The 23,500-nt window shown below is 67.1% G+C and carries 21 protein-coding genes; 12 read left to right on the plus strand and 9 right to left on the minus strand.

The annotated features are described in order from the left end of the window. Positions 1-9: 9 nt before the first annotated feature. A complete protein-coding gene (locus tag HIV01_RS16145) occupies positions 10-1,299 on the minus strand; it encodes an efflux RND transporter periplasmic adaptor subunit (protein ID WP_200608904.1) in 1,290 nt (429 codons plus the stop codon). A 197-nt stretch (positions 1,300-1,496) separates the two neighbouring features. Between HIV01_RS16145 and glmS the strand changes: the two genes are divergently transcribed. From glmS to HIV01_RS16165, 4 genes are all read left to right on the plus strand, one after another. Further along, entirely contained in the window at positions 1,497-3,329 is a 1,833-nt protein-coding gene (glmS, locus tag HIV01_RS16150; RefSeq protein ID WP_200608902.1) for a glutamine--fructose-6-phosphate transaminase (isomerizing), read from the plus strand. 106 nt (positions 3,330-3,435) lie between these two features. Then, complete coding sequence (locus HIV01_RS16155; RefSeq protein WP_200608900.1) at positions 3,436-3,831, plus strand: cupin domain-containing protein; 396 nt, start codon at positions 3,436-3,438, stop codon at positions 3,829-3,831. Between the two features lie 267 nt (positions 3,832-4,098). Continuing rightward, entirely contained in the window at positions 4,099-4,356 is a 258-nt protein-coding gene (locus HIV01_RS16160) for a GlsB/YeaQ/YmgE family stress response membrane protein (protein WP_200608898.1), read from the plus strand. A 147-nt stretch (positions 4,357-4,503) separates the two neighbouring features. Beyond that, positions 4,504-4,929, plus strand: a complete 426-nt coding sequence (locus tag HIV01_RS16165) for a DUF4019 domain-containing protein (RefSeq protein ID WP_200608896.1) — start codon at positions 4,504-4,506, stop codon at positions 4,927-4,929. Between the two features lie 9 nt (positions 4,930-4,938). Here the strand turns inward: HIV01_RS16165 and HIV01_RS16170 are convergent, their stop codons facing one another. Then, positions 4,939-5,196 (minus strand): hypothetical protein, encoded by a 258-nt coding sequence (locus HIV01_RS16170; protein ID WP_200608894.1) that lies wholly within the window; start codon positions 5,194-5,196, stop codon positions 4,939-4,941. 403 nt (positions 5,197-5,599) lie between these two features. Between HIV01_RS16170 and HIV01_RS16175 the strand changes: the two genes are divergently transcribed. Continuing rightward, positions 5,600-6,301 carry a PH domain-containing protein gene (locus tag HIV01_RS16175; protein ID WP_200608892.1) on the plus strand — a complete coding sequence of 234 codons (702 nt, stop codon included), beginning with the start codon at positions 5,600-5,602 and terminating at the stop codon, positions 6,299-6,301. 51 nt (positions 6,302-6,352) lie between these two features. On the opposite strand, the gene HIV01_RS16180 is transcribed toward HIV01_RS16175, so the two are convergent. Continuing rightward, positions 6,353-7,174: an alpha/beta fold hydrolase gene (locus HIV01_RS16180; protein WP_200608890.1), complete on the minus strand. Its 822-nt coding sequence runs from the start codon at positions 7,172-7,174 to the stop codon at positions 6,353-6,355. A 226-nt stretch (positions 7,175-7,400) separates the two neighbouring features. On the opposite strand from HIV01_RS16180, the gene HIV01_RS16185 reads away from it, so the two are divergent. After that, a complete protein-coding gene (locus tag HIV01_RS16185) occupies positions 7,401-8,111 on the plus strand; it encodes an HD domain-containing protein (RefSeq protein ID WP_200608888.1) in 711 nt (236 codons plus the stop codon). Positions 8,112-8,118: 7 nt separating this feature from the next. On the opposite strand, the gene HIV01_RS16190 is transcribed toward HIV01_RS16185, so the two are convergent. The 4 genes from HIV01_RS16190 to HIV01_RS16205 all read right to left on the minus strand — a co-directional run bounded on the left by HIV01_RS16190 (position 8,119) and on the right by HIV01_RS16205 (position 10,504). Then, positions 8,119-9,006, minus strand: a complete 888-nt coding sequence (locus HIV01_RS16190) for an RNA polymerase sigma-70 factor (protein ID WP_200608886.1) — start codon at positions 9,004-9,006, stop codon at positions 8,119-8,121. 91 nt (positions 9,007-9,097) lie between these two features. Next, the gene (locus HIV01_RS16195) at positions 9,098-9,511 is read right to left on the minus strand and encodes a cupin domain-containing protein (RefSeq protein WP_200608885.1); all 414 of its coding nucleotides are present in this window, start codon (positions 9,509-9,511) and stop codon (positions 9,098-9,100) included. Between the two features lie 55 nt (positions 9,512-9,566). Further along, entirely contained in the window at positions 9,567-9,998 is a 432-nt protein-coding gene (locus HIV01_RS16200) for a cupin domain-containing protein (RefSeq protein WP_200608884.1), read from the minus strand. Positions 9,999-10,024: 26 nt separating this feature from the next. Then, on the minus strand, positions 10,025-10,504 hold the full coding sequence (locus HIV01_RS16205) for a carboxymuconolactone decarboxylase family protein (RefSeq protein ID WP_200608883.1): 480 nt from the start codon (positions 10,502-10,504) through the stop codon (positions 10,025-10,027). A gap of 258 nt (positions 10,505-10,762) precedes the next feature. Here HIV01_RS16205 and HIV01_RS16210 point away from each other — a divergent pair, with 258 nt between their 5' ends. The 6 genes from HIV01_RS16210 to HIV01_RS16235 all read left to right on the plus strand — a co-directional run bounded on the left by HIV01_RS16210 (position 10,763) and on the right by HIV01_RS16235 (position 19,581). Continuing rightward, a complete protein-coding gene (locus tag HIV01_RS16210) occupies positions 10,763-10,996 on the plus strand; it encodes a sigma factor-like helix-turn-helix DNA-binding protein (protein ID WP_200608882.1) in 234 nt (77 codons plus the stop codon). A 59-nt stretch (positions 10,997-11,055) separates the two neighbouring features. After that, complete coding sequence (locus HIV01_RS16215; protein ID WP_245156843.1) at positions 11,056-12,093, plus strand: LysR family transcriptional regulator; 1,038 nt, start codon at positions 11,056-11,058, stop codon at positions 12,091-12,093. Between the two features lie 246 nt (positions 12,094-12,339). Then, positions 12,340-12,867 (plus strand): Ohr family peroxiredoxin, encoded by a 528-nt coding sequence (locus tag HIV01_RS16220; protein WP_200608878.1) that lies wholly within the window; start codon positions 12,340-12,342, stop codon positions 12,865-12,867. A 31-nt stretch (positions 12,868-12,898) separates the two neighbouring features. Beyond that, a complete protein-coding gene (locus HIV01_RS16225) occupies positions 12,899-14,179 on the plus strand; it encodes a cytochrome b (protein ID WP_425600286.1) in 1,281 nt (426 codons plus the stop codon). Between the two features lie 58 nt (positions 14,180-14,237). Further along, positions 14,238-14,999 (plus strand): SDR family oxidoreductase, encoded by a 762-nt coding sequence (locus HIV01_RS16230; protein ID WP_200608874.1) that lies wholly within the window; start codon positions 14,238-14,240, stop codon positions 14,997-14,999. 214 nt (positions 15,000-15,213) lie between these two features. Then, the gene (locus HIV01_RS16235; protein WP_207527012.1) at positions 15,214-19,581 is read left to right on the plus strand and encodes an ATP-binding protein; all 4,368 of its coding nucleotides are present in this window, start codon (positions 15,214-15,216) and stop codon (positions 19,579-19,581) included. A 62-nt stretch (positions 19,582-19,643) separates the two neighbouring features. Here HIV01_RS16235 and HIV01_RS16240 read toward each other — a convergent pair whose 3' ends face one another. Continuing rightward, the gene (locus tag HIV01_RS16240; protein WP_200608870.1) at positions 19,644-20,399 is read right to left on the minus strand and encodes an FkbM family methyltransferase; all 756 of its coding nucleotides are present in this window, start codon (positions 20,397-20,399) and stop codon (positions 19,644-19,646) included. 60 nt (positions 20,400-20,459) lie between these two features. Further along, positions 20,460-23,111: a hypothetical protein gene (locus HIV01_RS16245; RefSeq protein ID WP_200608868.1), complete on the minus strand. Its 2,652-nt coding sequence runs from the start codon at positions 23,109-23,111 to the stop codon at positions 20,460-20,462. Positions 23,112-23,500 lie beyond the last annotated feature (389 nt).

The raw sequence follows: 23,500 nt of genomic DNA on the forward strand, positions 1-23,500 counted from the left end.
TTGTGTTGATCAGTTGTTGACCAGCACCTGGTCGGCGCCGTTGAAAGGGGTGATGTCGGAAATGACCACGCGCTCACCCGGCTCCAGGCCGGTGAGCACTTCCACGTCGGACAGGCTGCTGGCGCCGACCGTGATCGGGCGCTTGACCGCGGTGTCGCCGTCCAGGACGTAGGCGATGCGGCCGCCGCCGGTGTCGAGGAACGGGCCGCGCTGCACCATCAGCACGTTCGGCTTCTCTTCGATCAATACGCGGGTGCTGACGCGCTGGTTCTGGCGCAGGCCGGATGGACGACCTTCTGCCGCCTTGTCGTCGGCAAAGCGCACGCGTGCCATGACCTGGCCGTTGACCACTTCCGGCGACACCGAGCGCAGCTTGCCGGCGTACTTGTGGCCGCCGTAGCTGATCTCGGCAGCCATGCCCAGGCGCAGGTCGTCGGCGAAGCTTTCCGGCACCGGCAGCTCGACTTCCAGCTCGCGCAGGTCGACCACGACCAGCAACGCCTGGTTGGCCGGCACCACGGTGCGGTCGGTGATCGCGACGGTGCCGACGACGCCCTCGACCGGCGAGCGGATGTTGAGCTGGTCGACCTGGCGCTGCAGCTCGGTGACGATCGCCTCCTGGCGCTGCGCGAGCAGGTGCTTGTTGCGGGTGTCCAGGCTGACGCCCTGGTCCTGCAGGCTGTAGTCGTGCTTGGCGTGGGTCAGGCCGATGTCGGCCTTCTTGACCGCGTCCTGCGCACGCGCCACTTCGACCTGCGACACCGCGCCGCCTTCGAAGCCACGCTGGCCGCGCTCGAGGTCGCGCATCGCCGCGGTGCGGTCGATCTCGGCCTGGTCGAGCAACTTTCGCGCGGTAGAGCGGGCGAGCTGGGCATCGAGTGCGGCCCGGCGCGCCTCGGCCTCCAGGCTGGCCAGCGTCGACTGCTCCTGGACCAGGCGGCTGCGCAGCTCGGGGCTGTCGATCACCGCCAGAGTCTGGCCCTGCTTGATGACGTCGCCGGCCTGCACCCGCAGCGTCACCGTGCCTGCCGCCGGGGCGTAGAGGGTGGGGCTGACTGCGGCGACCATGCGGCCCTGCACCGCGACGTCGCGGATGAGGGTGCCGCGACGGACCTCGGCCACGCGCAGGCGCTCGCCGCTGACCGATTGTCCGGAGCCGAGCCAGCGGCCCAACGTGGGTACGGTCAGCGCCAGCAGCAGCACCGCGGCGATGCCGCCGCCGATCAACAGCTGCTTGCGGCGCGGGTTGGCCGGCGCCGGGGCGAGAATACGGTCCTGTCCAGAAGTGTCGCGGATCATGCGGTGGTTGGGTGCACGGGAATAGGAATGCGTTTAAACAACGCACGAACCGTGCCACCGCCTGATCCATTGAAATCAGGGGCTTGGCCGACGTGAAGGGTGTCCGCGGTGTCCGCGCGGACACCGGGGTGTCCGCCGTACAGCGGCGGTAGCCCGGCCCCGGCTAAACTAACCAGACATCTGAGGAGTGCCGCCGAATGTGTGGAATTGTTGGCGCGATCGCCGATCGCGACGTGGTGCCGGTCCTGATCGAAGGCCTCAAGCGCCTGGAGTACCGGGGCTACGATTCGGCCGGTATTGCCGTGTTCGACGGCCAGGACATGCGTCGCGTCCGTCGCACTGGCCGGGTCTCGGAGATGGAAGCGGCGGCGCAGGCCGAAGACTTCCACGCCAGCCTCGGCATCGGCCACACCCGCTGGGCCACCCATGGCGGCGTAACGGAAGCCAACGCGCACCCGCACATCAGCTTCGGCGAGCTGGCCGTGGTCCACAACGGCATCATCGAGAACCACGAAGAGCAGCGTGAGCGCCTGCGTGGTCTTGGCTACACCTTCGAGTCGCAGACCGACACCGAAGTCATCGCCCACCTGATCCATTACTACCAGTCGCAAGGTCGCGACCTGCTGGTGGCAGTGCGCTTCGCCGTGCGCGAACTCACCGGCGCTTATGCGATCGCGGTGGTCAGCAAGCACGAGCCGGGCCGCATGATTGCCGCGCGCATGGGCTGCCCGCTGCTGGTCGGCCTGGGCGAGGGCGAGAACTTCATCGCCAGCGACGTCTCGGCGATCATCCAGTCGACGCGTCGCGTGATCTTCCTGGAGGAAGGCGACACCGCCGATGTCCGCCGCGAAGGCGTCAGCGTGTTCGACATCAACGGCGAGCCGATCGAGCGCGAAGTGCATGTCTCCGACGTGTCGCTGGCCTCGCTTGAGCTGGGCCCGTACCGCCACTTCATGCAGAAGGAGATCCACGAGCAGCCGCGCGCGATCGCCGACACGATCGAAGCGGTCATGGACGGCACCGGCTTCTCGCCGGCGCTGTTCGGCGCCAATGCCGCGCAGGTGCTCGGCGCATGCGATGGCGTGCAGATCCTCGCCTGCGGCACCAGCTACTACGCCGGCATGACCGCGCGTTACTGGATCGAAGCGATCGCCGGCATTCCGTGCTCCGTCGAGATCGCCAGTGAATATCGCTACCGCAAGGCGGTGGCGAACCCGAATCATCTGATCGTGACGATCTCGCAGTCGGGCGAAACGCTCGACACGATGGAAGCGCTCAAGTACGCCAAGTCGCTGGGTCACGACAAGAGCCTGTCGATCTGCAACGTGCCCGAGAGCGCGATCCCGCGCGCCAGCAAGCTGGTCTACTACACGCGCGCAGGCGCCGAAATCGGTGTTGCCTCGACCAAGGCTTTCACGACCCAGCTGGTGGCCCTGTTTACGCTGGCTGCGACGCTGGCCAAGCTGCAGGGTCGCCTGTCGCCCGAGAAAGAAACCGAGTACCTGGAGGCCCTGCGCCACCTGCCGGGCAGCGTCCAGCACGCGCTCAACCTCGAGCCGCAGATCGTCAGCTGGGCCGAGCGTTTCGCGCCGCGCCAGCACGCGCTGTTCCTCGGTCGCGGCGTGCACTACCCGATCGCACTGGAAGGCGCGCTCAAGCTCAAGGAAATCTCCTACATCCACGCCGAGGCCTATCCGGCCGGCGAGCTCAAGCACGGCCCGCTGGCCCTGGTCGACGCGACCATGCCGGTGGTGGTGATCGCGCCCAACGACAGCCTGCTCGAAAAGGTGAAGTCGAACATGCAGGAAGTGCGCGCGCGCGGCGGCGAGCTGTTCGTGTTCACCGACGAGGACAGCCAGTTTGGCCCGTCCGACGGCGTGCACGTGATCCGCGCACCGCGCCACGTCGGCGTGCTGTCGCCGGTCGTGCATGCGATTCCGGTGCAGTTGCTGGCGTATCACGCCGCATTGGCGCGTGGCACGGATGTCGACAAGCCGCGCAACCTGGCCAAGTCGGTGACGGTGGAATAAGGCCGTCGTAAACCGGGGCGTCGGCGGACTATGCCTCCGCCGCGTCCGTTCGTAGTATCCAAGTACATGACCACTTGCCATGGTTCAACCGAACCGGGAGACATGTATGAGGTCGCAGTTCCCCTCCCCGGATGACTACTCCGCGCAGACGGCCCGCTTCGGCGGGCTGACGGTCGTGGACGTCGGCGCGTTGCACGCGACCGTGACCGAGGCGTACCGCAACGATGTGCTGGCCAACGTCAATGGCGACTGCATGCGCTTGTCGGTGTTCGAGGGCGAGTATCGCTGGCACCGCCATCCCGATTCCGACGAACTGTTCCTCGTCGTCGAAGGCCGCCTGCAGATCGACCTCGCTGGACGCGAGACGGTCGAACTGGCGCCGTGGCAATTCATCGTCGTGCCCGCGGGCACCGTGCATCGCACACGGGCGATCGGCCGCACGGTGAACCTCACCTTCGAGCAGCAGGGCGCGCGTACCGAGTTCCTCGATGAGGAAGGCTGATGCCGGATCTGATTGGTTGCATCGCTGTTCGACTGGCTGGTCGATCAAGCCAGGCTTGAAGGCTGCCGACAGTTGCGCCTGGTGTCTGGCGCGAAACGCGTTGACGCCCATAGGTTCTGTTTGAGGAAGGGCATGGTGCATGAAGCTCAGTACTTCTCCCTTGACCTGTAGAGCCTGGTAGCTCGCGAACGACTGAGAAGTTCGCCCATGGCGATGCATGCGATTGGGTCCTATCGTGGTTCGACACCCCAAGCAGGACCTGTTCCGATGAATTTCCTGATCTATCTCATCGTCGGTGGCATCGCCGGCTGGCTGGCCAGCATCGTGATGCGCCGTGACGCATCGCAAGGCATCTTCCTCAACATCGTCGTTGGCATCCTGGGTGGTTTCCTGGGCGGCTGGTTCCTGCCCAAGCTCGGGCTGGGATTCGGCGGCGGTTGGCTGGGTTTCCTGATCACCGCCTTCATCGGCGCGGCGGCGTTGCTGCTGGTCATCAACCTGCTCACGCGCGGCCGCGCGCGCTGAAGGCGCTGATCCTGGGCACGTCATGCGAACCCGCCACCGGTCAGGTGGCGGGGCTGCGATGGTTGCCGGAAACAATGGGATTCGTCCCATGGGCCGGGTGTTCGGGAATCGCTACAAAGGACTTGTCTGGTAGCGCAGGAAACCACCATGTACGAGACCTCCCATCCATCGCTCGATGCCGACCACGACATCGAGCCGAGCGCGCTGCGCGATGCCGGCCTGCGGATGGCGCTTGCCCTCGATGCCGGTCACGGCCAACAGGTATGGCGTGCGGCGTCGGTTGCGGTCAAGGAACTGCTGAGCTGCGACGAGTTCGCGCATGGCGTGTCGGCGCGGCGGAAGGCCGCCGGAAAGGTGCGGCGTCGCGAATGGCACCTGGTCAGCCGTGGCATCAGTGTGCAGTCGGGCGTCAATGGCCTGCCGCCGGGTGTCTACGCCTGTTCCGAATTCACAATTACATTCGATGACGACCGCACGGGACTGGAAGTGGTGTCGTTCAGACTGGACGAGGATGGCGTCTGGCGCTTCGTCGGAAACCACATCGAGTTCCGCGAAGAGCCGAGGCCTGGCTGAGTCCCGCTGCTACGCGGCCATCGTCACGCTGTGCGCGACTTCAAGCTCGAAGGCGTACACGTCCGCCAGCCACCGGCGCGCACCATCGGTTTGCGTGCACTCGACCATCAGCAGCTGCGGGCTGATCCCGGTTGCCGGGTATTTGAAGACCACCGTTGCGAGGTCTCCCGCTGCTGGCTGCGCGTATGTACGCGCGCGGCAGCGATGGACGCGACTGGCAGGAATGGCCTGCGTGATGCGAACGAGGTCGGACTCTGAGATGGACATGCGGACAAGGAGTGAACCGGACGACCTGCTGGCACGGTACGTCCGAAAGATGACAATGGAAGTCTCGACCCGAAGGGTTGATCTCCAACGCGAGGCGTGAATCGCATCCGCGCTGACGAGACTGTGGCAGAGCCGCGCCGGGCGATCCATGGGAATGCTCCCATTCGTAGTCACCGGTCCTGAAGCACCAACGCAATCACCGGCAATGGCACTCGCCTGCAACGCAGCGCGTGTGTGCCTTGTCACAGCATTTTCGGACGTTTCCTCTATGTGGATCGCTGCACCCGCGCTAAGAATGCGTCACCAGATCGACGGAATCGGTTCCTGCCTCGGCAAGGCGCGCGGACCGCTCGACCACGGTCCCTGGAAGGTGCTGAATGCTCGCTCGACCAGGACCGCCTGAATGAGAAATCCTGCTGGTTCCATCAGCCAACAGCACGTCGATCGCAATTCCAGGGCCGGCGCCCCCGGTGCCCAGGTGGTAACGCTCGTGCCGCCCGAAGGGGAGGCTCTGCTCAATGCGAGAAGGTCAGCGGTCGCCCGCGCCGAGCAGATCACACACGGCCGCGGCTCCCGTGACCACGTTGTCGAGATCGGTGACAGGTCAACGCAAGCTGCCAGTGACTCGTTCCGGCCGGACCAGGGCGGCAGCCTGCTGGCGGGCGAAGTGCTGACCCTGCGCATGGGCAAACGATGCGCCTGGCGACTGGCCGCGATGGGCGCCGTGGTGATCATCGCGATCTGCGCCCTTGGCTCGAAGGCTCCCGCGATCCTCACCCTGGTCGTTGCGATCTATCTGGGCATCGCCTGGGTGGACGGCGTCGGCCACCGTGTCCGCATCGGAATCGGAGGCGTCACTGCGCTGAGCATCCTCGGAAATTCGCGGCGCCTGCACTGGTCCGATGTCAGGGCGGTGTCATTCCCGCGCGGGGAAATCGTCATTCATGGTGAGGGTTCGTGCCGGGTACGCGTGCCGGCCACGTTCGACGGCCACCGTGCAGCCATCCGCCTGCTGCGCATCCGCTTGCCGCGCGCAGCCTTGAACCAGAGCCGCATCGGCCTGGAGACCCACTACCTGTGTCAGTGGGATGACAGCGAATGGTGAGCTCCCAGTCCTACCGCGTGCCGGTGACGCATCACCGGCACGCGCAGGCAGTCAGCTGCGGAAGAACGCCAGCAGGTCGCGGTTGATCTCCTCGCCATGGGTCGTGCACATGCCGTGCGGATAGCCCTTGTAGACCTTCAGCGTGGCGTTGCGCAGCAACTTGGACGAGAGCATCGCCGAGATGCCGATCGGCACGATCTGGTCGTCGTCGCCGTGCATCACCAGCGTCGGCACCTCGATGCTCTTGAGGTCGTCGGTGAAGTCGGTTTCGGAGAAGGCCGCGATGCAGTCGTACTGCGCCTTGGCGCCGCCCATCATGGCCTGGCGCCACCAGTTGGCGCGGACCGGTTCGGAGAGCGGGGTGCCCGGGCGGTTGTAGCCGTAGAACGGCACCGGGAAGTCCCAGTAGTAGCCGGCGCGATTGGCGGCCATGTCCTTGCGGATGCCGTCGAGCACTTCGCGTGGCAGGCCGTCCGGGTTGGCGTCGGTCTTGACCATGATCGGCGGCACCGCACCGATCAGCACCAGTTTGGCGACGCGACCTGCGCCGTGGCGGGCGACGTAGCGCGTGGCTTCGCCACCGCCGGTGGAGTGGCCGACGTGGATGGCATCGCGCAGGTCCAGGTGCGCGACCAGTTCGGCGACATCGGCGGCATAGGTGTCCATGTCGTTGCCGGTGGCCGTCTGGCTCGAACGGCCGTGACCACGGCGGTCGTGAGCGATGACGCGATAGCCCTGTTCGAGGAAGAACAGCATCTGTCCGTCCCAGTCGTCGCCGCTCAACGGCCAGCCGTGATGGAAGACGATCGGTTGACCGGTTCCCCAGTCCTTGTAGGAGATCTCGGTGCCGTCTTTCGTGGTGATCGATTGCATGTCGTGGTACCTCGTGGGGGATGGCGGCAGCGCATGGGCGGCTGTCAAAGACATGATGGAAACCACGCGGGCGATGCGGTAGGCACGCGGGCGGGTGCACGATGTTGTCCGTGGCGCACCAATGTCCGCCGCGCGTGGCCGGGCAGGGTATTGGTTCCGCGCAGGCAACACGGTGAGGCCGGTGCCGACGCTACCGGGTGCAGCAGCTCGCGCGTAGGTTGGCGCCATGGCCAACAGCGGAACCGAAGCCGTGACGACGTCGAATCGCACCACCGCAACCGCGAACGCGCCCTCGCCATTGCCAACTCGCCTGGTCGCGGGTGTTCCGGTGCCGGACACCGCGCTGGTCACTCGCGCCATCGAGTTCGCCCGCGCGCATTGCGATCCGTACCTGTTCAACCACGTCATGCGCTCGTGGTTGTTCGCCGCCTGCATCGCGCAGAACAAGGGCGAGCCGTACGACGCCGAAGTCCTGGCGGTGTCGGCGCTGTTGCACGACATCGGACTGACGCCGCTGGCCAGCGGTGCGCTGCGCTTTGAAGTGGAAGGGGCGAACACGGCGCGGGCCTTCGTTCGCGAGCTCGGTGTCGACGAGCGCCGCTCCCAGCTGGTCTGGGACAGCATCGCGCTCAACTCCACGCCGTCCATCTGCCTGCACAAGGAGGCCGAAGCCGCGCTGTGCGTGCTGGGCGTGGCGCTGGACTGGGGCGGGTGGGGCTTCGACAGCCTCCCGGCCGAACAGATCGCGCGGATCGTCGCGGAGTTTCCGCGGCTGCAGATGAAGCAGCGCTTCACCCAGGCCGTTTGCGGCATCTGCGAACGGCACCCGGAAATCACCTACGACAACTTCGCCCGCGACTTCGGCGAGCGCTTCGTACCAGGCTACCGCGCGCCGTCGATGGTCGACGCGCTGCAAGGTGCTCCGTTCGAAGAGTAGTTGCCGCCTAACTCAGCTTCGATGGCTGGTTGGCGGCGATCCGTCGGAGCTTCTCCGGATTACGCTGCACGTAGACCTGGGTGATGTGCTCGCCATCGGTATCGAACGACTGCGCCGACTCCAGGTGGCCATCGATATAGCGCAGCACGCCGAGCCGGCCATTGATGGTGGTGAGGCGGATCTCCAGCGCATCCTTGCCGCGCACCGACGCGGCGAACAGCAGCTGCGCGATGCGTTGCCCGCCGACCACCGGTTCGGGGAAGGTGGTGACGATACCGCCGCCGTCACCAACCAGGGTCGCCGAATCGGCCATCATCTCCTTCATGCCCTGGAAGTCGGCCTTGCTCCACGCTTCGGCGAAGCGCCGCATCAGGCGCTGGTGGGCTTCGGCCGACACCATGTAACGCGGACGCTCCTCGCGCAGCTGCGTCTTGGCGCGATGCACGATCTGGCGGACCGCCGCCTCGCTCTTGTCGAGCGTCGCGGCGATGTCGCTGTAGTCGGCATCGAACACCTCGCGCAGCAGGAATGCGGCGCGGGCTTCCGGCGACAGTCGCTCCAGCACGGTGAGGAACGCGATCGACAGGTCGCTCGAGGCCTCCTGGATCTCTTCGGGCGTGGTCGGACCCTCGGTGAGTACCGGCTCGGGCAACCAGATCCCGGAGTAGTGCTCGCGCTCGGTGCGCGCCTTGCGCAGGCGGTCGATCGAGCGCCGCGTCGTGGTGGTGATCAACCAGGCTTCGGGGTCGCTGATGTCGGCAGGGTCGGCGTCGTTCCAGCCCAGCCAGACGTCCTGGACGATGTCTTCGGCTTCAGCCAGTGAGCCGAGCATGCGATAGGCCACGCCAAGCAGGCGTGGCCGCAATCGAGTGAAGATGTCGGTGGCGTCTTGCATGCGGCCCCGGGACCCGGCAGAAGACGCGATTGTGGCGGGAAAAGCGTTCGGCGGGCGTGGAGGCCGCCGAGCGCCACAGGCACCGGCGCGGTCAGGGAACCGGAATCAGCGCCGGCTTGCCCGCATCCTTGAGCAGGAACACCACGAACTTGGCGGGCTTGTCCTTGCTGGCGTTGCGTCCGACCGTGTGCACGTCCGCCGGCCCCTCGTGGAAGGCCTGCCCGGGCATCAGCGTGACTTCCTTGCCGCCCTTCACGCCCATCACGACCGAGCCTTCAAGCACGTAGACGAATCCGTGCGCATCGTGGCGATGGACCGGGTCGGCGCCACCGGGCGGGTACTCCACGGTGATCATCAGCATTTCCTTGCCGGGGTACTCGGGCAGTGCCTGGGTCATGACCGGCGTGACGACGGGGGGAGGAGCGTCGTTACCTTGCAGGCCATGGGCCCCGACACTGCCCGAGAACAGCAGTGCGGCCACGCTCAGACAATGGGGAATGCGCATCGCGTGACTCCTGATGAGTGGTCGGAGGTTGGAACGGATGGGTGCTTCAGGCCGCTCAGGAACCGGGGATCACCGCCGGCTTGCCGACGTCCTTGAGCATGAACACGACGAACCTGGCGGGCTTGTCGTTGCTGGCATTGCGGCTGACGGTGTGGATGTCGCCGGGCGATTCGCTCCAGCTCTGTCCGGCCGTCAGGGTGACTTCCTTTCCGCCCTGCACGGCCATCACCACGGAGCCTTCGATCACGTAGACGAACGCGTGGGCATCGTGGTGGTGGAGCGGCGAGGAGCCGCCCGGCGGATAGTCGACCGTGAGGATCAGCCCTTCCTTGCCCGGATACTCGGGCAGGGCCTTGGTCAGGATTGGTTTGACCACCGGGGCCGGCGCGGCGTGGCCGGCGTGCTTGTCCTGGGCCAGGGCCGTGCCGGCAAGGGCCGTGCCTGACAGCAGCAGCGCGGTCAGCGCCAGGGAATGGTGAATGCGCATCGTGGTTCTCCTCTCAGGGATCGCGCTCAGGAAAGGCCAGCCTTATCGAGGCCGAAGGCCTTGTCGGCGGTGCCCGGCTCGGCGCGGAAGGCGACGTTGATCCGGTTCCAGGCGTTGATGGCCATCACGTCGTAGGTCAGGTCGACGATTTCCTTCTCCGAGAACTGCGTGCGCACGCGCTCGTAGATGTCGTCGGGCACGCCGAGCGGCGACAGCTGGGTCACGGCTTCGGTCCAGGCCAGCGCGGCGCGTTCACGCGGTGCAAACAATTGCGACTCGCGCCAGGTGGCCACGTGATGCAGGCGCAGCGGACGCTCGCCGTGGATGGTGGCCTCCTTGATGTGCATGTCGAGGCAGAACGCGCAGCCGTTGAGCTGCGAGGCGCGGATGTTGACCAGGTCGTGGATCGACTGCTCGATCGTCGATTTGGACGTCAACATGCTGAATTCGACGAATTTCTTGAAAAGTTCGGGGGATTGCTTCTGGTAGTCGAGGCGTTGGCTCACGGCGGAGTCTCCGTAGTGGAACAGTGGAGGACTGGCGGATGCCGTCCTGCTTGGCCGCCAATCTAGGCACCGCGGCGGTGCACCGGTAGATCGCCCACCGGACGCGCGGTGTTGAGCGCGGCGCACCAATGGGCTGTCACAAAGCACGAAGCGCCCGCAGCGGTGCGCCTTCCGGGTGTACTTTCACAGGTGCGCTGTCACAGGCGTGCCCGCTGGCACGACCTAGATGCATGACGACAGCCACAAGGAACCCAATCCATGCCTACCAAGGCTGATCGGGTCTGGTCCGAATTCATGGTCGTGCTGGACGCAATGGCGCCGGATACCCGCGCCGCGTACCTGCTGCATGAAGTATTCGAGGCCAGCTACGAGGAGATCGCATGGCTGATCGGAGAACCGGCAGACCTCTGCCGGGCCCATGTCGAGTGCGCCCGCGAACACGCGCTGGCGCACATGCAGCCATTGACCGAAAAAGAGGCGCCATCGAAATGAATTCAGTGCCGCGGATCGCCACACAGACATCTCCCGACAGGCCAGACCGGCCCGACCCGTTGTCGTCCACCTTCTCGGCGAGCTATGCCGGCGTGGTGGCCTTCATCACCGTTGCCACCGAAGGCAGCTTCGCGCGGGCGGCCGACCGCCTCGGCGTGGGGCGCTCGGCCGTCAGCCGCAGCGTGCAGAAGCTGGAGAGCCAGCTGGGCGCGCGCCTGTTCTCGCGCACGACGCGCTCGACCACGCTCACCGCCGAAGGCGAACTGTTCTACGAGAACTGCCGCCCCGGCGTCGATCGCATCATGCAGGCGCTGGAAGAGATGCGCGACCTGCGCGACGGTCCGCCGCGCGGGCAGCTGCGGATCAGTGCCACGCACGGATTCGGCCGCAAGGTCATCGCGCCGCTGATGAGCGAGTTCCACATGCGCTATCCCGGCATCGGCATCGAACTGCTGCTCGACGAGCGAACCCCGGACCTTGCCGTGGACCGCGTCGATGTCGCCTTCCGCGAAGGACGCCTGGACGACAGCCAGGTCATCGCCAAGCAGCTCATCCCGATGCAGATGCTCGTATGCGCCTCGCCCGACTATGCGCGCAGGCATGGGCTGCCGACGACGGTCGAGGAGCTGGACGCGCACGCGTGCATCAACCGGCGGATGCCGAACGGACGCCTGCGCAGCTGGGATTTCAAGGTCGACGGTCACCCGCGCAGCGTCACGCCGCAGGCCGACATCGTGCTCAACGATGATGACCTGATGCTGCACGCGCTGCTCAGCGGCCAGGGCTTGGCACAGCTGCCCGCCTTCGAGGTCCGCGACGAGCTGCGCAAGGGCACGCTGGTGACCTGCCTGGCCCAGTTCGCACCGGATGATCGCGGCCATTACCTGTGCTATCTGAGCCGGCGCCAGCTGCCCAAGCGCATCCGCGCCTTCATCGACTTCATCACGACCCAGGTGCGCGCACTGGACCTGGACTGCGCCACCACGCCGCCACGGCTCCACGCCGACGCCGACGCCGCGCCCGCAGCGGGTGCGGCGGCAGAGCGCGCGCCGCCTGGCGACCTGCTGCGCGACAACGTCGCCGTCGCACGTGCCTGACCCGGCCCGCGCCTGACCCGGCGCGATTGGTGCACGCGGGGAAACATCGTGCATCCGGTCGCAGGGCTACTGCCGACCGGGTCACCCTCCTAGCATCGCAACTCACAACGGATCTCTGCGCGGCGGGCGTGCCCGCCGGCAGCAGAGGCAAGGCGGCGCCGGCCAGAGCGGTAGCCAACGCAGGGACGAGGCACGGAGACGGATCTGCTTCGTGCATGACGACAACGACAGGGACACGCGCATCCCATGAGCCAGCTGAAGCCACCACCGGTAAGCCTGCTAGACAAGTACTACGGAGAAGACGCGCAGACCATCTACACAGGGCGCGTACGGGTCACCGGTGGCGAAGCGGCGCATGGCCGCGCGTCGGGCGTGGTCTGCTCCGATGACGGCGCGCTGCAGGTCAGTCTGCGCCTGCCGGTGGAGCTCGATGGTCCTGGTGGCGGAACCAACCCGGAACAGCTGCTGGCGGCCGGTTACGGCGCCTGCTTCCACGGCGTGCTCAAGCTGCTGGCGATACGGGCGGGAGTGGAGCTCACCGACGCGACGGTGGATACCGCGGTGACATTCGCACGCGATCCGGTGGACGGGTTGTTCCTGCTGTCGGCGGAGATCCGCGTCGCCCTCCCCGGTGTCGAGCGCGCGCTCGCCGCCGAGCTGGTCCGCAACGCCGAACGCATCTGCCCCTACGCAAAGATGTTCAGGGATGGCATCGATCACGTCGTGGCGCTTGCTTGTGAAAACGAGTCGTCGCGCGCCGGCGACGCCGACTGACCGCCGCACGCGGAAGGGCACGTCCATGGCATTGAAGATCGTCCGCATCTACCCGAAGAACCCGTTGCTGGCCTGGGTCGAGGACCGCTTGCCGGTCATCTCGTTCGTCGCCGCCCATACCAGCCGCTACCAGGCGCCGTGGAACTTCAACATCTGGTACCTGTTCGGCGGGCTGGCGGCGGTGACGCTGGTCAACCAGCTGGTGACGGGCATCTTCCTGGCGATGCACTTCAAGCCATCGGCGGCCGAGGCGTTCTCGTCGGTCGAATACATCATGCGCGACGTGGAGTGGGGCTGGCTGATCCGCTACATGCATTCCACCGGCGCCTCGCTGTTCTTCGTGGTCGTCTACCTGCACATGTTCCGCGCGCTGCTGTACGGATCGTACAAACGACCGCGCGAGCTGGTGTGGATCCTGGGCATGCTGATCTACGTGGTGCTGATGGCCGAAGCCTTCATGGGCTACGTGCTGCCATGGGGCCAGATGTCGTTCTGGGGCGCCAAGGTGATCATCTCGCTGTTTGGCGCGATCCCGGTGGTGGGCGAAAGTCTGCAGCAGTGGGTGATGGGCGACTACGTGCCGGCCGACGCCACGCTCAACCGCTTCTTCTCGCTGCACGTGGTGGCCTTGCCGATCATCCTGCTGCTGCTGGTCACCGTGCATATCCTGGCGCTTCACGAGGTCGGTTCCAACAATCCCGACGGCATCGACATCCACGACAGGATCGGACCGGACGGAACGCCGCTGGACGGCATCCCGTTCCATCCCTACTACACGGTCGAGGACCTGCTGAGCACGGTGGTGTTCATCCTGGTCGCCGCATTCCTGATCTTCTTCGTGCCGACCGTCGGCGGCCTGTTCCTCGAGCACGACAACTTCACCGAAGCCAACCCGCTGGTAACGCCCGAGCACATCAAGCCGGTGTGGTACTTCACCCCGTACTACGCGATGTTGCGCGTCATCCCGCACAAGCTCAGCGGCGTGATCGTGATGGGCCTGGCGATCTTCGTGCTGTTCCTGATGCCGTGGCTGGATCGCGGCAAGGTCCGCTCGATCCGCTACCGCGGAGGTGCCTACAAGCTCGCGCTCGGGCTGTTCGCCGTCGCCTTCGTGGTGCTGGGCTTCATCGGCATCGGTGCGATGGCGCAGCTGCTGCCGCGCCTGCTCGGCGACGGCATCGACGTCAATGCCATCGAGAACTGGATCGGCCGCGTGCTGGTGGCCATCTATTTCGGATTCTTCGCATTTACCTGGGTGTACACCCGGTTCGGCTTCGAGCGGACCCGTCCGCTGCCGGAACGGCTGACGTAGTGGCGTGGACGACGCCCGCCTGGCAGGACATTCGAGTCACCCCCCACTGGAGACAGACATGAAGATCGTAGTCATCGGCGGCACCGGCCTGATCGGCACCAAGCTGTGCAACAACCTGCGCGAGCTCGGCCACGAAGCCATTGCCGCGGCGCCCAACACCGGCGTCAACACCATCACCGGCGAAGGCCTCAAGGAAGCGCTGCAGGGCGCCGACGTCGTCGTCGACGTGGCCAACTCGCCGTCGTTCGAAGAGAAAGCGGTGCTGGAGTTCTTCGAAACCTCCGGCCGCAACCTGCTCGCGGCCGAGGCGGCGGCGGGCGTCAAGCATCACGTCGCGCTGTCGGTGGTCGGCAGTGACCGCAAGCCGGGCAATGCCTACTTCCGCGCCAAGCTGGCGCAGGAAAAGCTGATCCGCGATTCGGGGATGCCGTACTCGATCCTCCGCGCCACGCAGTTCTTCGAGTTCCTCAATGCCATCGCCCACGATGGCGCCAAGGACCAGGCGATCCACATCTCCACCGCCGCGTTCCAGCCGTTGGCTGCAACCGACGTAGCCGCGGCGCTGACCAAGGTGACCCTGGCTGAAGCGAAGAACCAGGTGGTCGAAGTGGCCGGGCCCGATCGCAGGCCGATGGTCGACTTCGTCAAGGAGTACCTGAAGTTCTACAAGGAATCGCGCGAAGTGGTCGCCGATGCCAACGCGGAGTACTTCGGTGTGGCCATCGATGACGGCTCGCTGACACCGGGTGAGAACCCGATGCTCGGTTCGATCCGTTTCGAGCAGTGGCTGGAGACCTCGCCGCCGCCCCCGCAGCGCTGACTCGGCGCTCCGGGATGCGGCCTGCAGCGCATCGCGTGAACACGGTGTACATACAAGCAGGGTAATCAGACGAGTCTGATGGTGGGGGCAGCACGCGGCGACTAACCTGCGCGCCGCGTTGCTACCCACTCCCACTACTGACATGACCAAGCTGGCGGCACCTGCTGCCCCACTGCCTCGCGCGGGCGACGGCAGGCGTGGATTGTTGTGGCGATTGACGCAGGGGACCCTGGTTCTGGCCCTGCTCACCTTGTCGGTGGCCGCATCGGCACACCAGCCGGCCGTGCAGTTGAGCCCTGAGGAGACCGCATGGCGCGATTCCCACCGCAACGTGCGCGTGGGCGTGTTCATCGGCGACCACCTGCCCGGGGAGACCTGGGCGGCCGGCCGGCCGGAAGGCTTCGGCGTCGACTACGCCCGGTTGCTGGTTGCCCGCGCGGGAATGCAGGCCGACTTCCGGCCCTACGTCGACTGGGAACAGGTGGCACATGGCCCGTCCGGCGAGCACCTGCCCTACGACCTGCTGCTGGGTCAGTCGCCCCACGTCAACCAACCGGATCGGTTCGGGTTCCTCACGCCGTACGATGCCGGTCGATTCATGCTGGTCGCCAGGCGTGACGACACGCGCATGGCCAGTGGTCAGAACCTCGTCGCCGCGCGCCTGGTGATCGAGCGCAGGTTCCGCGGACTGGCCGCCCGGCTGGCCGAGCGATACCCGAGCGCGAAGCTGCTGTACAGCGACGATGGCCGCGCCGCCATGGAGATGGTCGCCGCCGGCCAGGCCGACGCATACATCGGCGCCACGTCGGTGCGCACGCGCATGCTGATGCAACAGCGCAACCACGATGACCTGGTGATGCTCGGCGAGGTCGACATTCCGCGGGCTCCGGTCAGCCTGGCAGTGCCGGGCGACCGGCCGATGCTGATGGCGATCCTGCGCAAGGCCGAAGCCAGCCTTGCCGTCAGCGATATCGAACGCTTGCGCAAGCGCTGGGGCCTGGTCCAGGAGGCACCCGCGGAGCCGCCGCGTGCGTCCGGACTCAACCCGCACGAGCGCGCCTGGCTGGAAACGATGCGGCCGCTGCGCGTGGGCTTCGAAATCGATCGCGCCCCGTACTCCTACGCCGACGGCGACGGCCGTTTCGACGGTGTTGCCGCCGACTATGTCGACCTGCTCGGCCGCGAGCTCGGGCTGCGCCTGGAAATGGTGCCGGCGCAGGACTGGGCGAGCCTGCAGAAGATGGTGCGTGCGCGCCAGATCGACATCGTCGCCGCCACGCTGCCGCAGGATTTCGACGCGCGCGACCTTCTGGTCAGTCGCACCTACGCGCACTTTCCCGGCGTCATCGTCACGCGCCAGCACGGGACGGCGATTGTCGGCCCCGAAGACCTGGTCGGCCGGACCGTTGCCGTGCGCCAGGAGGCCGGCGTGATCCGTGCCATCCGGGCCGCGTTGCCGCGCTCGCGCCTGGTGCCGGTCGTCAGCAACGAAGCCGGCCTCGACCTGGTCACTGCCGGCGATGTCGATGCCTACGTCGGCACGCTGCCGGCCATCGACACACTGCTGCGCGACCGCTACGCGGCAAAGCTGCGCATCTCCGGTCCGGTCGGTGTCGACCAGGAGTTCTCCATTGGCATCACGCCCGAGAACGCCCGGCTGCTGCCGCTGGTGAACCGTGTGCTGGCGCGGGTGACCGAGGCCGAGCACCAGTCCATCCGCAGCCGCTGGCTGACCACCGAGTACCGCTATGGCGTGCCGTGGCCATGGGTGGCGGCCGGGATGGTGACGGCACTGGCGCTGATGCTGATCGGCGCGGTGGCGTATGCGCGCCTGCGCAGCGCGTGGCGCGCCCAGGCCAAGGCGGAGTCGGAGCTGGCCGCGCAACTGCGCCTCCAGCAGAGCCTGCTGGAGACCATTCCGCATCCGGTTTTCTTCAAGGACGTCGAGGGCCGCTACCAGGCGGTGAACCAGGCCTACGAGGCGATGTTCACCGTGCCGCGGTCGCAACTGCTCAACCGCACGCTCGCGCAGACCAAACACCTGGAGCTCGCCGACGAGGAGGGGGCCCATCGGCTCGACATCGGCGTGCTCGTCAGCGGCCGCAGGCGGCGCCTGGAGATGCGGCTGCCGCCGCTGCAACCGCGAGGCAAGCCACGCGATGTCATCCTCTGGCTGCATCGCTTCAATGTCGCTCCCGACCAGGTCGGTGGCCTGCTGGGCACGTTCGTCGATGTCAGCGACATCCGCGAGGCCGAAGCGCGTGCGCGTGCGTCCGAGCAGCGGTTGATCGACACCAACGATCGCCTGCCCGGCGTGATCGTGCGCATCAGCGTGCAGGCCGGTGGCAGGATCGTGTACGACTACGTCGCCGGGCAGACCCAGGCGTTGTTCGGTCGCTCGCGTTCGGAACTGCTCCGGTCGGGACGGCGGCTGTACGCGGTCGCCGCGGGCGAACCCGATCCGGAGGAGAAGGAGGTCGACCAGGACGAGCAGGACCCCGTGCTCGCCGCGATCAACCGGATTGTTGCCAGCGGCACCCGCCACGAAGTCGAGTTCTCCGTGCGAGTGAAGGGCGAGATGCGCTGGACGCGGGCCTCCAGCGGCACGCCACGCCATGAGGCGGACGACAGCGTGGTGTGGTGCATCTATTTCGCCGACATCACCGACGAGAAGCGGCAGGCGCAGGCGCTGGTGGAGGCCACGACGGCGGCGCGCGCGGCCGTGTCGGCACGCAGCAGCTTCCTGGCGATGATGAGCCACGAGATCCGCACGCCGATGGCCGGCGTGCTGGGCCTGGTCGAGCTGATGGCGAACACGCCGATGGACCGCGAGCAGGCGCGCATGCTCGGCATGGTCCAGGACTCGGCCGGATCGCTGCTTCAGATCCTCGACGATGTGCTCGACTTCTCGCGCATCGAATCCGGGCACCTGGACCTTGACCTGCGCGAGTTCGACCTGCGCGCGGTCGCCGACAACGTCATGGGCCTGTTCTCGGCGCGGGCGCACGAGAAGAGCGTGCGCCTGTACGCGACCATCGACTGGCGCCTGGCCGGCACGCACCAGGGCGATGCGGTGCGCATCCGGCAGGTCATCACCAACCTGGTCAGCAACGCGCTCAAGTTCACCGAAGCCGGCCACGTCGAGCTGCGCATCGAGCTGGCCGGCGAGGAGCGCGGAGTACAGCGCATCCGCATCAACATCAGCGACACCGGCATCGGCATCGAGCCGCGACAGCTGGCGCGGTTGTTCCAGCCGTTCGTGCAGGCGGAGGACTCGATCAGCCGGCGCTTCGGCGGCACCGGGCTGGGCCTGTCGATCTGCCAGCGGTTGGCGCAGATGATGGGCGGCGAGGTCCGTGTCAGCAGCACGCGCGGGCAGGGCACGACCTCGACGCTTGAGTTGCCGCTGCCGGTTGTCAGCGAGGTCGAGCCGCACGAGCAGATTGCGGGCAAGACGGCGCTGCTGTGCACGCGCGACCCGATGTTCGAGCGGGAACTGGCCAACACGCTGTCGACGCTCGGCTTCAACCTGATGGAAGTCGGGCCGGAGGAACTGAGCGAGGCCGCGGCCAATGACGCCGACCTGTTCGTGGCCGACGTCGAGCTGGTGCGCGAAGGCCGCCTGCCGGCAGGTGCGCGCTACCTGTGCCTGGTCGACTCGGTCGATGTGCGCGGCTTCCAGGTCGAAGGCGACGAGGTGGCGTTGAGTGGCAGTCCGTTGCTGACGGTGGCCGCGGCCGAGGCCTGTTGCGCCGCGCTGGGGCTGGAGCCGCCCAGGGGTACATCGCCGCTGCCCGGGGTACATGCGCCGCGCGCCGCGCGCATCCTGGTCGCCGAGGACCACATGACCAATCGCGCGGTCATCGCCCGGCAGCTGGAGCGCCTGGGCTACGCGCACACGATGGTCGAGGACGGCGAGCAGGCGCTGGAGGCGTTGACGCTGCGCCATTACGACCTGCTGATAAGCGATTGCCACATGCCGGTGCTGGATGGTTATGCGCTGACCCGGCGCATCCGCGAGCAGGAAGCCGGCAGCGATCGTCACCTGCCCATCGTTGCGCTGTCGGCCAGTGCGTTGCCCGAGGAAGTGCGCCGCTGCCACGACGCCGGCATGGACGATTTCCTGGCCAAACCGGTGCAGTTGCTCGAACTCGACAGGAAGCTGGCGGCGCATCTGCAGCACACGCAGCCAACGCCGCTGGTCGAGGTCACGGCGATATCGCCGCGCACCACCCGCAAGCTGACGCGTCTGACCGAGCTGTTCGGCGGCGAGGCGTCCCTGCGCGAGGTACTGGAGGGACTATTGGATTCGAGCCGCTGCGACATGGTGGCGCTGGATGCGGCGTTCGAGGCCGGCGACAAGGCATTGCAGCGTGACATCCTGCACCGCATCGACGGTGCGCTGCTGCTGTTGGCGGAAGGCGATCGCGAGCCGATATCGCAACTGGATCATGAAGTGCGGCGGTCGGTCCTGCTGACGCGGATCGGCAACCTGGAGACGGTGATCGGCACGCTCGATCCCGGGCGCGAACAGACGGATCCGGGCCAGGCGGACGACAGCCCGCGATCCCGAATGCATTGAGGGACCGCAGTTGACTCGCATGAAGCCGGCAGCGTCATCACGACGCTGCCGGTGCGGTGCGCTCAGATCTCGCGCAGGCGGTCGAACTCGAGGCGGGCTTCGATCGGGGCGGCGATGACGTTCTGGTGGACCATGCCCGGGAACTGGTTGTCGCTGTTGCCGGCATGGTTGTCGGCGCTGTACAGGTACGGCAGGTGCGACCAGCAGCGGTAGCCGGCGTCCTTGAGGGCTTTGACTTCGGCTGCGGCCTGTTCGATGCCGCCCAGGCGCACGTAGATCGTCGGGCGGAAGCGCCGCACCGTTTCGTCGGCGCCTTGCAACAGCGCGACCAGCGTGCCGGGCAGGTTGACCTTGATCAGGTTCAGTGCGTCCAGGCCAAGGCTGTCGACGCTGGCGCAGCGCACGCGCTCGCCGTCATTGCCGTTGCGGCTCGGGCGGGCGTCGAGCAGGCGCGTCGTTGCGGTTTCGCGTCCAAGCCACACCGAGTGCGTGTGCACGTTGACCAGGCCGTTGAGCGCGACGTTGGCGCACAGCTGCTGGAACTCGAGGCGGCGCGGTTCGGCAACGTGCACCTGGCCTTTCTCGCCGACCGTGCGCGACAGCCACAGCGCATGCGCGCCGTACTCGCCGCCGAACTCGAGCACGCTGTGTCCGTCCTGGACCAGGCCGCTGAGCAGGTCGAGTTCCTGTTCGACCCATTCACCGTAGTTGTGCAGCGAGCGTGCAACGAGACTGTCGAGAGAAACGGATGCGGTGATTCCGTAACGGGATTTCCAGAGGCGCTGAACGCCATCGAGCGAGAGAGCGGGGGTATCCATGGGGGCTTCCTGGGGTGTTTGCGGGTGGGGCGGTGGAGCGGTGGGGAATGGGTGGGTGTGTCAGGGCGTGCTGCTGGCCATGCGCATGCTCTGGTGCAGTCGCTTCCAGTGCGGATCCTGCTGGGCCGGGTCGAGGGTCCTCGCCCAGCGCGCATCGGCCTCACGCCAGATCGGCATCAGCTCGGCACGACCCGCGCCGGCCTCCCAGGCCGCGGCGCACAACTCGCATGCCGACTGTGGCTCGTCAGTGGCCAGCTGCACGCTGGCGACGACACGCAACGCGTCGGCGCCGTTGGGCGCCAGTTCGCGCAGACGGTTGGCGAGTGCCTTCATTCGCAGCGCCTGCGGCTGCCACCCGGGCGACTCGTGCGAGGGTGACCGCGCGAGCGCAACCAGCGCCGTCAGCGCGCACAGCAATGCGCGCACCTGGTTCTCCGGTGCCTGCGCAGCCGCTTCGGCCAGGCGCGCCGCCGATGCAAAGTGGGACTGTTGCGGGACGCCTTCGGTGAGCCTGGCCTGCTCGAGGTGGATCTCTGCGGTCTCCAGGTCGACAAGTGCCTGCGGCAGTTCACCCGCTGCGATCCCGGCCAGCAGCGTGCGTGCCTGGTCGAGCGTGTGCCAGCGGGTGAGGCCGAATTCGCGACCGGCGCGCATGCGCAGGTAATAGGCCCGTGCGAATCGTGTCTGCGCACCGTCGTCGGGCGAGATCGCCTCGATGCGCGTGAACAGCGACTCGGCTTCATTGAGCTTGGCCTGTGCCGCGGTGCCGTGCAGGTTGGCGGCCCAGTCGCCGAGCAGGCCGATCCATGCCAGCAGGGGATTGACGGTCCGCGCCGAGGCAAGCCAGCCTTCGACGTTGCTCTGCGCCGCCTGCAGGTGGCTGATGCGGGCGGCGCCGCTGAGGCGTTGCGCGAACGCGCGCTCGGCCTCGATCAGGCGCGTCAGCCACGCATCGTGTTGGGCTTCGCCCTGGTGCGGGATGCCAGCCTGGAGCAGCGTAGTGGCGCGCGCATGCAGCGCTGCGGCGGTACGCAGGTCGACCAGCTCCGCCCGCGCCAGCAGCAGGTTGATCCACAGCCACTGCACCGGCTCGCCGGCATCGGCCATGGTCGTGCCCCAGCGTTGCTCGACCACGCGTTCACTGCGATCGAGCCAGCGCGGGCGTTCGTCACGTGGCGAAGCGGCGGCGCGCTCGAACAGCGACTCTGCCCATTCCAGCAGCACCGCATCGTCGCGGCTGTGCCCTTCAAGATGGCGGTCGAAGACGGCAATTGCCTCGTCGAGGCTGGCCAGGCGAGCGGCGCCGGTCTGGTGGCCGGCCTGGATCAGATGGCAGCGCGCAATCATCCGCGACAACAGGTTGGCGCGGTCTGGCTCGACGCGGAGCGCATTGCGGAATGCCGACGCTGCCTGCCCGGCGGCCTCCAGCTGCCGGCCCGGCCGGTCGCGCCCGATGCGCCACCACGCCCAGCCCGCCACCGTCCACGCTTCGCCGCTGGCGCTGTCGCCATCGAGCAACGGCGCCAGTGCCGCCAGCGCCTGCTCTGGCCGGTCGGCCGTCAACGCATGCTTGGCCTGGCCGACGCGTTCGGCCACGTCCATCGACGAGGTCGGTGCCGGCGCGGTGATCACGGCAGGTGAGGGCGGCTGCCGTTCGACGGTGGGCAACGTGTCGCCCTGATGTGGCGTGGTCGACGTCGGTTGCAGCGGCAGGCCGATGTGCTCATAGCTCATCCGCGACACGCACGACGGAAGTGCACCGTTCAACACCAGCGGCGCATCGGCGACGGCGTCGATCGCGCGCAGGCGCGCGTCGGTCGAGCGCGTCGAGTCGTGCCGCAACATCGCGCCGACGGGCGATGGAGACGCGGGTCGTGGCGGGGTCATGTGGATCGCCACGGCGAGCGACGGCAGCGACAGGTTGCCGTAGTCGAAACCGGCGTTCTCCTGCGCGAGCTGGGCATCGGGCGCTTTCACCTGCGACCAGGTGATGGCGCGCGGAAGCGCAGCAGCGGCGCGCTCGCGACTGGCTTTGCGGCCATTGCGCAATGCGACGAGAACCAGCAACAGCAGCGCTAGGGCGGCGATCCACGGCCACCCGTCCCACGCCGAAGCGATCGACGGCCGCCATTGCCCGGCCGGCAGGCTCGACGGTGGTGCCAGTGCGCTCGATGACGAAGAGGTGGCGTTCGATGCCGGCGCGGACTCGGTCGCGATGGAAGGGGACATTAGCGAAGAGCCGGCCAGCGAAGAGCCGGCCGGAAACGACTCCATTGCAGTGCCGCCCGCCGCCGCGCCTCCCAGTACCGCTGGAAGCGGCTGCTCGCCGTCCGGCGCATGGTTCGGCAGCGTGGAAGCCGCCGCTTCCGTGGCCGGAACCCGCTCTCGTATGCCCGGGTTCGACAGCACGATGCGGGGCCGGGCAGGCAACGGATTGCGTGCTGCTGCGCGAGGCGTGCGGAGAGGGATGGATGCCGCGAGCGCCTCGGACACGACATCCGCCGAGGCCGCCGCCGTGCCTGTTGCCGCCGCGCCTGTTGATGGCATGCGAATGGCACGCCCGGACACGCCGTTGTCACCGGCATCCATCGCCGACAACACGTCGCCACGCTGCCCGCCGTTGAAACTGCAGCCGATGAAGATCAGTACGCCAAGCGCCAGCACGGCACGCGTGCGCCACCACGGATACGCACCGTGTGCCGTGTGCGTCAACCGGTCACATGCGCGGTTGGAGCATGCATGGTCGGAGCCGGAGTGGTGTGTCGGATTCAAGGGCGGGGCTGCCAGGTTGGCTTCACGGGGGCGGCTGCCTGAAGGACGCCATGCGCGTCGTGCAACGCAGAGTGCATGCCGCTGAACTGCCAGCAAAGTGACTGTATGGCGTCGGGGACGACGCAACAATCAGGCGATTCTTAGTTCCAAGGCGGCCGCGACGAATCTTTCGCAGTGCCGTCGTTGACGCGCGCCTGCAGTAATCACGCCTCAATCGCTCGCAAAGGCGAGCTGTCGTCGACGCATGCAGTCGCGTGTCGAGTGGATCGACTCGCATAAGTGAAGTTCGCGACTTCGTCTCGCGCACGCGCAAAAACAAGCGAGCGCAT

Source organism: Lysobacter arenosi, from assembly GCF_016613475.2.
Lineage (GTDB): Bacteria > Pseudomonadota > Gammaproteobacteria > Xanthomonadales > Xanthomonadaceae > Lysobacter_J > Lysobacter_J arenosi.